The sequence below is a fragment of the Sphingomonas beigongshangi genome (assembly GCF_016820445.1).
Lineage (GTDB): Bacteria > Pseudomonadota > Alphaproteobacteria > Sphingomonadales > Sphingomonadaceae > Sphingomonas > Sphingomonas beigongshangi.
Genome location: NZ_JADHDT010000001.1, coordinates 608,684 through 621,688, shown reverse-complemented (window position 1 = coordinate 621,688; position 13,005 = coordinate 608,684). Strand labels below are relative to the sequence as shown.

General features: G+C 67.9%; 17 protein-coding genes. 8 read left to right on the top strand and 9 right to left on the bottom strand.

The features are described 5' to 3' along the window. Positions 1-44: 44 nt before the first annotated feature. Positions 45-779 (top strand): energy transducer TonB, encoded by a 735-nt coding sequence (locus IQ292_RS02780; RefSeq protein ID WP_203308760.1) that lies wholly within the window; start codon positions 45-47, stop codon positions 777-779. Positions 780-896: 117 nt separating this feature from the next. Here IQ292_RS02780 and IQ292_RS02775 read toward each other — a convergent pair whose 3' ends face one another. From IQ292_RS02775 to IQ292_RS02750, 6 genes are all read right to left on the bottom strand, one after another. Then, positions 897-1,952 (bottom strand): 5-(carboxyamino)imidazole ribonucleotide synthase, encoded by a 1,056-nt coding sequence (locus tag IQ292_RS02775; RefSeq protein WP_203308759.1) that lies wholly within the window; start codon positions 1,950-1,952, stop codon positions 897-899. Further along, positions 1,949-2,404 (bottom strand): 5-(carboxyamino)imidazole ribonucleotide mutase, encoded by a 456-nt coding sequence (gene purE / locus IQ292_RS02770; RefSeq protein WP_203308876.1) that lies wholly within the window; start codon positions 2,402-2,404, stop codon positions 1,949-1,951. The genes IQ292_RS02775 and purE overlap by 4 nt, the downstream gene beginning before the upstream one ends. A 310-nt stretch (positions 2,405-2,714) precedes the next feature. Further along, entirely contained in the window at positions 2,715-3,401 is a 687-nt protein-coding gene (gene gpmA / locus IQ292_RS02765; protein ID WP_203308758.1) for a 2,3-diphosphoglycerate-dependent phosphoglycerate mutase, read from the bottom strand. Continuing rightward, positions 3,383-3,865 carry a GNAT family N-acetyltransferase gene (locus tag IQ292_RS02760; RefSeq protein ID WP_203308875.1) on the bottom strand — a complete coding sequence of 161 codons (483 nt, stop codon included), beginning with the start codon at positions 3,863-3,865 and terminating at the stop codon, positions 3,383-3,385. Before IQ292_RS02760 ends, gpmA begins: the two co-directional genes overlap by 19 nt. Further along, on the bottom strand, positions 3,865-4,974 hold the full coding sequence (locus IQ292_RS02755) for a M14 family metallopeptidase (RefSeq protein WP_203308757.1): 1,110 nt from the start codon (positions 4,972-4,974) through the stop codon (positions 3,865-3,867). Before IQ292_RS02755 ends, IQ292_RS02760 begins: the two co-directional genes overlap by 1 nt. Then, positions 4,971-5,573: a DUF4136 domain-containing protein gene (locus IQ292_RS02750; RefSeq protein WP_203308756.1), complete on the bottom strand. Its 603-nt coding sequence runs from the start codon at positions 5,571-5,573 to the stop codon at positions 4,971-4,973. Before IQ292_RS02750 ends, IQ292_RS02755 begins: the two co-directional genes overlap by 4 nt. A gap of 133 nt (positions 5,574-5,706) precedes the next feature. Between IQ292_RS02750 and ykgO the strand changes: the two genes are divergently transcribed. Together ykgO and IQ292_RS02740 are read left to right on the top strand one after the other, a co-directional pair. After that, positions 5,707-5,832 carry a type B 50S ribosomal protein L36 gene (gene ykgO, locus IQ292_RS02745; RefSeq protein WP_003046794.1) on the top strand — a complete coding sequence of 42 codons (126 nt, stop codon included), beginning with the start codon at positions 5,707-5,709 and terminating at the stop codon, positions 5,830-5,832. A gap of 6 nt (positions 5,833-5,838) precedes the next feature. Further along, positions 5,839-6,450, top strand: a complete 612-nt coding sequence (locus IQ292_RS02740; protein WP_203308755.1) for an HAD family hydrolase — start codon at positions 5,839-5,841, stop codon at positions 6,448-6,450. A 12-nt stretch (positions 6,451-6,462) separates the two neighbouring features. On the opposite strand, the gene IQ292_RS02735 is transcribed toward IQ292_RS02740, so the two are convergent. Continuing rightward, positions 6,463-7,002: a DUF4337 domain-containing protein gene (locus IQ292_RS02735; protein WP_203308754.1), complete on the bottom strand. Its 540-nt coding sequence runs from the start codon at positions 7,000-7,002 to the stop codon at positions 6,463-6,465. 92 nt (positions 7,003-7,094) lie between these two features. Then, the gene (gene pyk / locus IQ292_RS02730) at positions 7,095-8,549 is read right to left on the bottom strand and encodes a pyruvate kinase (protein ID WP_203308753.1); all 1,455 of its coding nucleotides are present in this window, start codon (positions 8,547-8,549) and stop codon (positions 7,095-7,097) included. A gap of 81 nt (positions 8,550-8,630) precedes the next feature. Between pyk and IQ292_RS02725 the strand changes: the two genes are divergently transcribed. The 3 genes from IQ292_RS02725 (at position 8,631) to IQ292_RS02715 (ending at position 9,907) form a co-directional block, all read left to right on the top strand. Then, positions 8,631-8,930: a DUF1244 domain-containing protein gene (locus IQ292_RS02725; RefSeq protein ID WP_203308752.1), complete on the top strand. Its 300-nt coding sequence runs from the start codon at positions 8,631-8,633 to the stop codon at positions 8,928-8,930. 132 nt (positions 8,931-9,062) lie between these two features. Continuing rightward, the gene (locus IQ292_RS02720) at positions 9,063-9,329 is read left to right on the top strand and encodes a DUF2312 domain-containing protein (protein WP_374758625.1); all 267 of its coding nucleotides are present in this window, start codon (positions 9,063-9,065) and stop codon (positions 9,327-9,329) included. Positions 9,330-9,478: 149 nt separating this feature from the next. Beyond that, on the top strand, positions 9,479-9,907 hold the full coding sequence (locus IQ292_RS02715) for a DUF4440 domain-containing protein (protein WP_203308751.1): 429 nt from the start codon (positions 9,479-9,481) through the stop codon (positions 9,905-9,907). Between the two features lie 13 nt (positions 9,908-9,920). Here IQ292_RS02715 and IQ292_RS02710 read toward each other — a convergent pair whose 3' ends face one another. Beyond that, the gene (locus IQ292_RS02710) at positions 9,921-11,387 is read right to left on the bottom strand and encodes an ATP-binding protein (RefSeq protein WP_203308750.1); all 1,467 of its coding nucleotides are present in this window, start codon (positions 11,385-11,387) and stop codon (positions 9,921-9,923) included. Positions 11,388-11,608: 221 nt separating this feature from the next. Between IQ292_RS02710 and IQ292_RS02705 the strand changes: the two genes are divergently transcribed. Continuing rightward, entirely contained in the window at positions 11,609-12,151 is a 543-nt protein-coding gene (locus IQ292_RS02705) for a DUF1003 domain-containing protein (RefSeq protein ID WP_203308749.1), read from the top strand. Between the two features lie 29 nt (positions 12,152-12,180). Further along, on the top strand, positions 12,181-12,924 hold the full coding sequence (locus IQ292_RS02700) for a YebC/PmpR family DNA-binding transcriptional regulator (RefSeq protein WP_203308748.1): 744 nt from the start codon (positions 12,181-12,183) through the stop codon (positions 12,922-12,924). Positions 12,925-13,005: the final 81 nt, after the last annotated feature.

The window sequence follows — 13,005 nt, the reverse complement described above, 5'->3', positions numbered from 1 at the left end:
CGGCGCGGATGAGGCCGCGGCATGCCCCCGATCGACGCGCGCTGGTGCTGACGATCGGGGTGCATGCCGCGCTGTTCGCCATGCTGCTCGCCACGCGTGAGACGGCGCCGGTCCGTCCCGACGTGGCGGCACTGGCGGTGTTCGATGTGCCGCCGCCGCCGCCGCCGCCGCCGCCGCCGCCGCCGCCGCCCCCCAGTGAGGTGCGCAAGCCACCGCCGCCACGGCCGCCGATGAAGACGCCTGCGGGCGGATCGCCCCCGCCGTCACCTGCGCCGCCGCCCGAGCGCGTCGATGCGACGCCGCGACCCGAGGCGCCGCCACCGCCGTCCATGATGTCCGATACCTCGCCATTCGCCACGGATGGCACGGGAACGCAGCTTACCGGGGCAGCGACGGGGAACGGCGGTACCGGCCGGGGATCGGGCACCGGCAAAGGTGACGGGGTCGGCGCCGGCGAGGGCGGTGTGCGCTATGCCAGGGCGGAATGGATCCGCATACCGTCCGCCGACGTGATGGCGGCTGCCTGGCCGCGCGTGGCCATGAAAAACCGCGTGGGCGGACACGTCGAACTGGGCTGTTACGTTCCCCGGCCTGGGACACCGAGGCGTTGCTGGCTGCTGAGCGAGACGCCGAAGGGCTTGGGCTTCGGGAAATCTGCGCTGACCCTTTGGAGGTCGTTTCGTATCCGGCCGGTGCGACGGAATGACGCGCCGTTGGACATGCCGGTGATCGTCCCCGTCGAATTTACCGTGCCTGTCACGCCACCGCTGCGGCATTGAGCAAGGCCCATTGCCGTCCGATCGATAAGGCGATGCGGCCAGATAGCACGACGGCGTCGGCTCGGCCTGTCGCCGCCGCGATACAGCGAGGGGCCAGGTCGGCTTCGGTCGAGGCGATCACCGTGTGACGCGGGTCACGTGCCCCATCTTGCGCCCCGGCCGTGCCTCTCCCTTGCCGTAGAGATGCAGGTGCGCGCCGGGCTCGGTCAGTGCATCCGCCCAGGGATCGTCGCCGATCAGGTTGCGCATCTCGACCCGACCCGTTGGTGTCGTCGCCCCCAGCGGCAGGCCGCAAATCGCGCGAACATGGTTCTCGAACTGAGAGGTTTCGGCCCCCTCGATCGTCCAATGGCCCGAATTATGGACCCGCGGCGCCATTTCGTTGAACACCGGGCCGTCTACGGTGGCGAAGAACTCGCAGGCGAGCACGCCGACATAGCCGAGCGCATCGGCGATGCGGCAGGCGAGCGCCGTCGCTTCCTCGGCCTGTTCTACGATTTCCGCGGGCGCTGGGACGGTGGAGGTGCGCAGGATCGCATCGCGATGGACGTTGTGCGGCGGGTCGTACCGCACGCTTACACCGTTGTGCCCGCGCGCGATCAGGATCGAGAACTCATGGTCGAAGCGGATGAAACCTTCGAGCACCGCCGGGCCGCCGATCGTCTCCCACGCCTGGGCTGCCTCCCCGGGCGTGGCGATCACCGCCTGCCCCTTGCCGTCATAGCCGAACCGCGTGGTCTTCAGGATCGCGGGGCAGCCGATCCGCGCGATCGCCGCGTCCAGGTCCGCGGCGCTGTCCACCGCTGCCCAGGGCGCCGGGCGACCTCCGACCGTTTCGACGAACTTCTTTTCCGCGATCCGGTCCTGCGCGACGCGCAGCGCGGCGGGGGAGGGATGGACAGGCACGCGCTGCGCCAGCCACTCGACGGGCGTGACGTCGATGTTCTCGAACTCGTAGGTCACGACATCGCAGGCGGCGGCGAAATCGGCCAGGACGATGCGATTGTGGTAATCGGCGCGGGTCAGGCTGGACGCCGTCTGCGCCGCGACGCTTTCGCGATCGGGCGCGAGAACATGCGTGCGATAGCCGAGCTGGGCCGCGGCCACGGCGAGCATGCGGCCGAGCTGGCCGCCGCCGAGGATACCGATCGTCGCGCCGGGATCGAGCCTCATGCGGGGTCGACCGCCACGCTTTCGGTCTGGCGGCGGCGCCAGTCCTGCAGCCGCTGCGAAAGCGACTCGTCGCCTGTTGCAAGGATCGCGGCGGCGAGCAGGCCGGCGTTGATCGCGCCGGCCTTGCCGATCGCCAGCGTCCCCACCGGAATGCCGCCCGGCATCTGGACGATCGACAAAAGGCTGTCCTGTCCCTTCAGCGCCTTGCTTTCGACCGGAACACCGAGCACCGGCAGGTGGGTCATCGCGGCGGCCATGCCAGGCAGGTGCGCCGCGCCGCCGGCACCCGCGATCACCACCTTCAGCCCGCGATCCGCGGCGCCCTTGGCATAATCATAGAGCCGGTCCGGCGTACGATGCGCGGAAACGACCTTGGTCTCGTGCGCGACTTCGAGCTCGGCGAGCACGGCGGCGGCATGACGCATCGTCTCCCAGTCGGACGTTGATCCCATGATGATGCCGACCAGAGGCTCTGTCACGCGTTGCTCCTCGCGAGGGAGACGCTGCCTAGCCAAAGGTACGGGGCAGGGCAACGGTCAGGGTCGAGCAGGCGAGGGGGCCGTCTCACGTGATGCCGACGGTAACGGGCGCGCAGCTGCGTCATGCGTCGTCCCGATGGAAGCCGAGCGCTAGGGACGCGCGTCATCGACGTCGCGCAATCGAGGCCGATCGCCCCCGTGGACTTCGACTTTCGGGGGGATAACCAGTTGGGCGAGGATCAGCGCGCAGCCATGGCTATGGCCGCGCGCTCGATCGGGCCACTCAGCGCTCGCTGAGATAGTAGCGGTCGGTCGCGTTGAGCGTCGCGTCCAGTTCGTAGACGATCGGCTGGCCGGTCGGGATCTCCAGACCGGTGATCTCTTCGTCCGAGATGCCCGACAGATGCTTGACCAGCGCTCGCAGCGAATTGCCGTGGGCGGAGATCAGGACGCGCTGGTCGTCCTTCAGCGCGGGGGCGATCCGCTCCTCCCAATAGGGCAGGACGCGGGCGATCGTGTCCTTCAGGCTCTCCGTCTGCGGAACGGCGATGCCGGCATAACGGCGATCCTGCGACAGATCGTAGGCGCTGCCCGGCTCCATCGGCGGGGGGGGCACGTCGAAGCTGCGGCGCCAGATGTGCACCTGCTCGTCGCCGTGCCTGGCGGCGGTCTCCGCCTTGTCGAGCCCGGTCAGGCCGCCGTAATGCCGCTCGTTCAGGCGCCAGTCCTTCTCCGTCGGCAGCCACAGTCGGCCCATCGCCTCCAGCGCGAGGTTCAGCGTCTTGATCGCGCGCGTCTGCAGCGAGGTGAAGGTCATGTCGAAGTCGAGGCCCTTCGCCGCCATCAGTTCGCCAGCCGCGCGCGCCTCCGCGGCGCCCTTTTCGGTCACGTCGACGTCCCACCAGCCGGTGAAGCGGTTCTCGAGGTTCCAGGCGGACTGGCCGTGGCGGATCAGGACGAGGGTGGGCATACGGGCTCCGACAGGTCGAGGGTCATGAACTGGTTGAACGGGGTCGCCTCATAGTCGGCGAACGGGCCGGCGCCAACAAAGCCGTGCGCCGCGTAAAGCGCGATCGCCGGCGCGAAGGCGGCGCCGGTTCCCGTTTCCAGGCTGAGCCGCGTCATGCCATCGGCGCGCGCCACCGCGACGAGATGGCGGAGCAGCGCGCGCGCCACGCCGCGACGTAGCGCGGTCGGGGCGGTGCGCATCGATTTGATCTCGCCATGGCCGGGCGCCAGCGTCCTGATCGCGCCGCAGCCGAGCAGCATGTCGTGCTCCCAGATCGTCCAGAGACGCACGTCGGGTCGCTGCAACCCCGACAGGTCGAGGTAATGGCAATGGCCGGGCGGCGAATGGGCCTCCATGCCCGCCGCATGGAGGCGGAGCAGCGCCAGGAGCTGCGGATCGCCGAAGTCGCCCGCCCGGACCTGCATCACAGGTCGTCGATCATCCCGGCCAGCACCTCCAGGCAGGAGACTCCAAGCGCTTTCGACCGTTCGGGCGACCAGCCGAATTCGGGATCCGGATTGGGGTCATGGTCCTTGAACGGCATCTCCAGCGTCACCGAGACCGCGCCGAAGCGCTGGGCGAGCTGATTGGTCGACATGGAGAGGTTGGCATTCCCCGCGCTCGCTTTCTCATAGCCTTTTTCGACCTGGAAATCGGGCGTGTGTGCGGCGAGGCGGCGGCCGAATTCGTAGAATTTGGCGCCGTGATCCTCGGTCCAGTTCGGAATGCCTTCATAGCCCGCGATGAAGTTCGCCGGGATCGCCTCGTCGCCATGCACGTCGATGGCGAAGACGACGCCGGTCTCGTCCATCGCATCGCGCACGCACAGCACTTCCGGGCTACGCTCCGCGCTGGGCGCGTGCCATTCGCGATTGAGGTTCACGCCTGCGGCATTGGTGCGCAGGTGGCCGCGGCGCGTGCCGTCCGGATTCATGTTCGGCACGACATGGACGGTCGCCTTCGCCAGCAGCGGCGCGGCGGCCGCGCTGGTCAACCATTCGAGCGCGCCCTCCATCCACCATTCCGCCATCGATTCGCCGGGATGCTGGCGGGCGTAGAGCCACACGGGCTTCGACCCCGAGCCGATGCGGAAATAATCGATGGCCTGACCGTCGAGCGAGGTGCCGAGCTCGCGATGGGTAACGCCAGGCCTGCCCGCGATGCGCGCGACCAACGCCACGTGCATCTCCATCGTATAGGGCGCAAAATAGGCGAACCAGGCGAGTTCCGTCGCGACGTCATAGTCGAACGACAGGACGCCGCCCTCGTACCGTGTGTCGATCATGCGCCAGGAGACGCGATCCGCGCTGGCGCGGGCCTTGTAGCCCGGCCAGCCGAACGGATAGGCCGACTGGCCCGCGTTGAGGATGCGAAAGGTCAACCGCCGGCCCCGCGCCCCGGCGATGCGGAAGGAGAACCACTGGAAGAAATCCGACTGGTGATCCTTCAGAATTTCCAGATCCACACGGTCGCCTTCGATGGCGACGAGCTTGATGTTGCCACCGTCGAAGGCAGCGTTGATCGCGATAGTCATTTCACCTCGATAGTGCGACCGGACTGACCGGGGAACCCCGTGAACAGCGCACGGGCGAGGCGCGGGGCCTGCTCGTCGGCGCTTCTGAGGTCGCTGATCCCCTGTGCCTGCCCTTCCCAGACGGGCGACTGGTCGCGGCCGTTCTTGATCGTGACGGACAATTGCGCCGCGAGCAGCTCGGTCGGGCGTCGCTTGCCGATCGGGAAGCTGATGCCGCCGCCAAGCCCGACACCGCCGCCATGCCAGCCACCGCCGCTGAAGCCGCCGCCGCCCAGGCCGACGCTGACCGGCGGCTGGCGGGGCGGCCCTTCGCGCGTGGTTCGCGTGAAGTTGACGGTGGCGACATAATCCGGGCGCGCGCCGGCGGCGGGAAGCGTATAGCCTAGCTTGAGCAACTCGCCTTCGACGGCGGCGGCGTAGGTCTTGAATTCTATGCTCGGCGTGCCCGCGTCGAGCGGCTGGACGGAGATCGTGCCGCGCGCGATCGGCTGGTCGAGGTGGTAGCGGATGACCTGCGTCGGCGGGAGCGACGGGCCTGTCGCGCAACCGGCAAGCGTGACACCCGCGAGGCCGAGGGCGAGGAAAGGGCGAAGGGTCATGCGGCGAATCCCGGTAAAGTTACGCATCGGAAACGCTCTAACCATCCCCGCGTTGCTTGACTATTGCAGCGCTTCTGCCTAGGCGCTCGCGCTTTCTCAGACACCTCTTAGTTCGAAAAGAAGCGAATCGATCATGAAGATCCGCAACAGCCTGAAGTCGCTCAAGGACCGCCACCGGGACAACCGCGTGATCCGCCGCCGCGGCCGCACCTACGTCATCAACAAGACCAACCGCCGGTTCAAGGCGCGCCAGGGCTAAGCAGCCATGGGCCTGCCGACCGCCGTCATCTTCGACGTCGGCCGGGTCTTGTACGACTGGGACCCCCGGTTCCTGTATCGGCGCCTGATCGACGACGATCGGGCGCTCGATGCGTTTCTGCGTGACGTCGTCACGCACGACTGGCACTTCCAGCATGACGCCGGACGTGACTTCGCCGATACGTCGGCGGAGCTCGTGGCACTGTATCCGGACCATGCCGACCTGATCCATGCCTGGGGACCGCGTTTCCTGGAAAGCATCGGCGATCCGATGCCGGGCATGCACGCGCTGGTCGACGAGCTGCATGACCGCGGCGTACCGCTGTTCGCGATCACCAATTTCAGCCACGAATTCTGGCCGCCGTTCCGGGCGCGTGAGGCGGCGATGTTCGACCGGTTCCGCGACGTCGTCGTGTCGGGCGACGAGAAGATGGTGAAGCCCGATCCCGCCATCTACCGCCTTGCCCTCGACCGGTTCGGGTTGGCGGCGGAGGACACGGTGTTCATCGACGACAATGTCGCCAATATTGCGGGTGCGAACGGCGTCGGGCTGATCGGCCTGCACTTCACCGGCGAGCCGAAGCTGCGGCAGGAGCTCACCCGGCTGGGGTTGCTCTGAAGATCCAGGGCATCAGCCCAGGACCGTGCTGAGCACATCGGGGTGGAAGCTCCAGCCCAGGAAGCCGCACAGCGACAGGAACAGGCCGAAGCCGCCGAACACCCAGGCGACGGCGAGCAACCATGAGCTTTCGACCAGGGCGGCGACCGCGGCGGTCGAGATGGCGGTGGCGATCAGCGCCTCGCTCGCGTCGAACTGGTCGTCATGGATGTTCAGCGCGTCGTAGAGCGCGCCGGCGGTCCGGGCGTCTCGGGCAAGAGCGGGCGCCTCGGCACGATAGCGAGCCGCATCGGCGGCGAGCTTCGCCGACGGCGCCGCATGCGCCGCGGTCAGTTGGATCTGCGCGATCTCCGTCATGCGCAGCTTCGTGCGCGTCGCCTGATATTCGTTCCACAGATCGACCGAGCGCGATTCCGTGCGCTCCATCGCCTGGACGATGTTCCCGTCCTTGATGGTGCCAAGGCCCATGACGACCGAGAGGGCAAGAACGGTGATCGCGACCCGGCGGTTGAGGCGCTTGTCCTTCGCCTCGGCACTGACTTCGAATTCCATGGCGCGGCCCGATGCGCCGGCGGGCGCGGCGGGGCCAGTGAAATCGCCGTCATGAACGGCCCCTCCCGTTGCAAGCGGGAGGGGGCCGTCGGTCAGCTATAGTCCTTCAGCTCGTCGCCGATGATGCGCACGACGTGGATGACGTTGGTCGACCCCGGTGTGCGGAAGGGGACGCCGGCCATCACGATGACCCGATCGCCCGCCTTGGCGATGCCCGTGCGCAGCGCCATGCGCTTCGACTTGCCGACCATGTCCTCGAAAGATTCGACGTCGCGGGTATGGACCGCGTGCGTGCCCCACAGCAGGCCGAGGCGACGCGCCGTATCCTTGTTCGGCGTGAGCGTCAGGATCGGCACCGGCGGCCGTTCGCGCGCGATGCGGCGCGCGGTCGAGCCCGACGTGGTGAAGCAGATGATCGCGGTCGCAGACGTGGTGCGCGCGATCGACTTGGCGGCTTCCGCCAGGGCGTCGGCGGTCGTCGGGTCGGGGCGCGTCACGGTGAAGTGGATGCGGTCGCCATGGCCGGGATCGCTTTCCACCGAGATGCCGATCGCATTCATCATTGCGACCGATTCGACCGGCCAGGCACCCGCCGCGCTCTCCGCCGACAGCATGATCGCGTCGGCGCCGTCGTAGATCGCGGTGGCGACGTCGGACACTTCGGCGCGCGTCGGCGAGGGGCTGGTGATCATCGATTCGAGCATCTGCGTCGCGACGACGACGGGGCGGCCAAGGCGGCGCGCGGTTTCGACGATCCGCTTCTGCAGCGGTGGCACCGTCTGCGGCGGCAGTTCCACGCCCAGGTCACCGCGCGCGACCATGACGCCGTCGCACATCTCGACGATCTCTTCGAGCCGATCGATCGCCGCCGGCTTCTCGATCTTGGCAAGGAGGGCGGCCTTGCCCTCGATCAGCTTGCGCGCCTCGGCGAGGTCCTCCGGCCGCTGCACGAAGGAGAGGGCGATCCAGTCGACGCCCTGCTCGACCGCAAAGGCCAGGTCGCTGCGGTCCTTCTCGGTCAGGGCCGCCATCGGCAGCACCACGTCCGGGACGTTCAGCCCCTTGTTGTTCGACAGCGGGCCGCCGACCTCGACGGTGGTGACGATGCGATCGGCATCATGCTCGCTGACGCGCAGCACGAGCTTGCCGTCGTCGAGCAACAGCCGCGCGCCCGGCTCGATCGCCTCGAAGATCTCGCGATGCGGCAGCTCGACGCGTGTCGCGTCTCCGGGCGTCGGATCGCGATCGAGCACGAACGTGCTGCCGTGTTCCAGAACGACCTTGCCACCATCGAACTTGCCGACACGCAGCTTGGGACCCTGAAGATCGGCCAGGATGGTGGTGGGGCGACGGAACTCGCGTTCCAGGTCGCGGATCGCCTGGATCACGGGCACCTTCGATGCCTGGTCGCCATGGCTCATGTTGATGCGGAAGGCGTCGGCGCCCGCCTGGAACAGATTGGCGATCATCTCGGGGCTGTTGCTTGCTGGCCCGAGGGTCGCGAGCACGCGCACTTTCCGGGATCGGGGCGCGATGGCAGTGGTCATGAATGGGCTCCTGGGGATTGGCCGCCGTCCCCTCTAGTCCCTATCTGGTCGGGATCAACCATTGGAAGGCCTGGCTCGCGCATGAACGATCCTATCGATTCGCTGGACGATGCCGTCGCGGCGGCCGCATTCCGCCGCCTCGTCCGTCATCTTCGGCACCGGACCGACGCACAGAATATCGACCTGATGGGTCTCGCCGGCTTCTGCCGCAACTGCCTGTCGGACTGGATCGAGGAAGCGGGCGGCCTGCCGAAGGACGTGGCGCGGGAGACGATCTACGGCATGCCGCAGGCCGAATGGAAGGCGCGCTACCAGACGGAGGCGACGCCGGAGCAACTCGAACGCATGAAGAACAGCGTCGCCAGGAACCCGTCAGCCTGATCGGGGTAGCGCGCCGACAAGGCTTGAGCCCCTCTTGGTAAACGCCTAGACGCGCACGCCTGCCGGCGAACCGGCGACATCATCGAATCGGACAAGGAAAGGGCCGCGCGGCGTGCGCGGCGGGTGGGACATATGGCGGAAGATCGTGGCGAAGGCATGGGTGGCGGGCACGTCGCGGCGGATGAGCTGCGCCTGCTGATCGAACGTGCGGAGCGGCTCGAGGAAGAGAAGAAGGGCATCGCCGACGACATCAAGGACGTGATGGCAGAGGCCAAGGGCCGCGGCTACGACCCCAAGGCCATTCGCAAGATCCTGTCGATCCGCAAGAAAAAGAAGGAAGAGTATCAAGAGGAGGAAGCGATCCTTGAGGTCTACATGCAGGCGCTCGGCATGATCTGACGGCATGGGCGGCGGCCGTTCCGGTCGTCGCCCGCGGATCGTGCGAGGGTCGCGGCCACGGTCCGCGGCCTCGGTGGACGATCGAACCGTTTGACGATTGCCATCGGTGTGTTAGGCGTGCCGTACACCCTGTGGAGGACGTCGTCTTCATGCCTATCTTGCTCGCGTTCACCCTGCTCGCGACCGCTGGCGCTACGACCGACGGTGTGACCGTCGCGCAGCTGGTCGACCGGTTCAACGCCGCCCGCGCCGCCTTCGCCGACACGGATCTGGCAGCGACGCTGGCCCCGGACTATCAGGAGATTTCTCCGGTCGGGGATGTCGACAGCCGGGCCGAAGTCCTGAGCTTCTATCGCCCCGACAAGCGCACCCCCGTACCGGCGATGACCGGCAGCGAACGCAATGTCGCGCTGCACGGCACATGGGGCATCGTCACGGAGCGTTTGTCCTTCGCCGTGCCGAAGCCCGACGGCACCACGATCACGCGATCGATCCGCGTCCGCTATGTCGCGGCAAGGGGCCGGAGCGGCTGGCAGCTGGTATCGGCGCAATATACCGGCATGCCCGCCGCCAGATGATGCCGCCGGCGGTTCAGGCCGCCTCGCTCGCCGCGGTGGTCCAGCCGAGGCGCGGGATCGTGATCGAGCGCTTCCCCGACAGGTCGGTGCGCAGCACGAAGAGCTCGCGGCTCTCGATATAGCCGACGAGGCGGCGGACGCGGCCGAGCGAACTGGTGCCGTACGTTTCCGCCAACGCCGTGTCGGACGGACAGGGTGCGCCCTCGCGCGCGGCGCGTGCGACGAGCAGGAAGGGGCCGATCATGTCTTCGGGCAGCGTATCGGCCAGCGTCATCGCCTCCGCCCATTCGGGATCGCCGATGTCGAAGATGCCGGCGCGCGCCGCCGACAGCCGCCGGGTGAAGCCGGCGAGGTCGAGCGCGGGCCGGGCAAGCCCTGCCATGCGACAGCGGACCTGGAAATCCTGGAACAGGACCGACGGCGGCCGCATCGCCGCGTCGCCGTCCGCCACGATCGCGCGCAGGACGTCGGCGTAGATGGCGTCGACCTCTTCGTCCGATTTGTCGGGAACGGGGGCCAGGCTGGGCTGCGCCGGCGCGGGCCGCTCGATCGTGTCGAGCAACTCGTCCGCGGGCACGCGGCGCGGGCGCGGGTCGAACGTCATCGGCAGCTGCGGCGCGGCTTCCGGCGGGGGGGCGAAGATCAGTTCCTGCAGATTCTCGACGGGCGCGCTCGGCAGCGGCGTGAGCTTCGGGCTACCCGACCGCGCCGAGGTTTCGACGGCGCCGATTTTCACGGTGATCGGCCGGCGCGACACCGCCGGGCCCAGCGCGAGGAAGGTGCCGCGCGCGAGATCGCGGATCGATTCGGCCTGACGCCGCTCCATGCCGAGCAGGTCGGCGGCCCGCGCCATGTCGATGTCGAGAAAGGTACGGCCCATCAGGAAGTTCGACGCCTCGGCGGCGACGTTCTTCGCGAGCTTCGCAAGCCGCTGCGTCGCAATCACGCCGGCGAGGCCGCGCTTGCGGCCGCGGCACATCAGGTTGGTCATCGCCGACAGCGACGCGCGGCGCACCTCTTCCGCGACCTCGCCGCCCGTCGTCGGCGCGAACAGCTGTGCCTCGTCGACGACGACGAGCGCGGGATACCAATGTTCGCGCGGGGCGTCGAACAGCGCCGACAGGAAGGCGGCGGCGCAGCGCATCTGCCCTTCCGCTTCCAGTCCCTCCAGGCTGAGCACGACGCTCGCGCGATGTTCGCGGAGCCTGCCGGCGATGCGCGCGATCTCGCGCTCCGAATAATCCGCCGCCTCGACCACGACATGGCCATAGGCGTCGGACAGGGTCACGAAGTCGCCCTCCGGGTCGATCACCACCTGCTGCACCTGACCGGCCGACCGCTCGAGCATCCTGCGCAGCAGGTGCGACTTGCCCGACCCGGAATTGCCCTGGACGAGCAACCGGGTGGCGAGCAGTTCTTCGAGGTCCATGGTCACGGGCGCGCCGCGTTCGTCGCTGCCCATGTCTACGCTGACGGTCATGATCGCGGATCGTTTGGCCGATGCGTGGGGGAGGGGCAAGCGCTTTGCGGCGGGTTGGCCGGCGCGACACAGGCGGCTAGGGCGAGTTTTGATCGATCTGCACCCGTGCGCCTGCGAACACAGGAGCCCAGAGCCGCGTGCGATGACGGGTTTGGCTCTGGGTTCCCGCATTCGCAGGAACACGGCCAAGGTCGAACGGCCTTTATTCCGGAAACACGTCCATGGCCCAGCGTCCGCCGTTTGCCGACATCGCTCTCCGCCTGCTGCGCAAGCCAAGTCATGCGCTCGATCCCGAGGAACGGCGCGTGCTGGCCAGCATCGATGCGGGAACCCTGGTCAGCCGCGACGCGGCGGACGAGGCGGACGCGCGCGCCAGCGTCGGCGATCGTCTGGCGGACAAGGTCGCCGCGGTCGGCGGTTCGTGGGGCTTCATCATCGCCTTCGCGCTCGTGCTGCTTGCCTGGATGGTCCTCAATTCCGACGTGCTCGGGCATTTCGGGCTGGTCTTCGATCCCTATCCCTACATCTTCCTCAACCTGATGCTGTCGACGCTGGCGGCGATCCAGGCCCCGGTGATCATGATGAGCCAGAACCGGCAGGCGGCGAAGGACCGGCTGGCGGCCAGCCTGGACTATGAGACGAACCTGCGCGCCGAACTGGAGATCTTGCGCCTCCATGAGAAGCTCGACTTGCTGGTCGCCGATCGGCTGGCGGGGCTGGAGGAGAAAATCGACCGCTTGGCGAAGACGGGGTCCGCGTCCTAAAGGCACACGATTATCCGTCAGAGGCGATCATGGCAGGCCATTCCAAGTTCAAGAACATCATGCACCGCAAGGGCGCGCAGGATAAGAAGCGCTCGAGCATGTTTTCCAAGCTCAGCCGCGAAATCACCGTCGCGGCGAAGATGGGGCTGCCCGACCCCGACATGAACCCGCGCCTGCGCGCCGCGATCGCCGCGGCGAAGGCGCAGTCGATGCCCAAGGACAATATCCAGCGCTCGATCGACAAGGCGTCGAAGGGTGACGCGGAGAATTACGAGGAAATCCGCTACGAGGGTTTCGGCCCCGGCGGCGTGTCGCTGATCATTGAGGCGTTGACCGACAACCGGAACCGTACCGCGACCAACGTCCGCACCGCGGTGTCGAAGAACGGCGGCAATCTGGGCGCGAGCGGATCAGTCAGCCACGGCTTCGACCGCATGGGCCTGATCACCTATCCCGCGAGCGCGGGCGACGCCGAGACGGTGTTCGAGGCGGCGCTGGAGGCGGGTGCGGAGGATGTGACGTCGAACGAGGACGGCCACGAGATCTGGACCGCGCAGGCCGACCTGCACGAGGTTGCCAAGGCGCTGGAGCCGGTGCTGGGCGAGGCGGAAGGCGCGAAGCTCGCCTGGCGTCCGCAGACGATGGTCGCGGTGACGGAGGCCGATGCGGCGACGCTGTTCAAGCTGATCGACGCGCTGGACGACGACGACGACGTGCAGACCGTCTGGGGCAATTACGAAGTGTCCGACGAGGTGATGGAGAAGCTGGGTTGATCATGGCCCCCCCGCTTGCCGGGTCGGTCAGGGGGGGGCAGCGCCGCGGACACGCCGCCTGCCTGACCGGCTTCCTCCGGT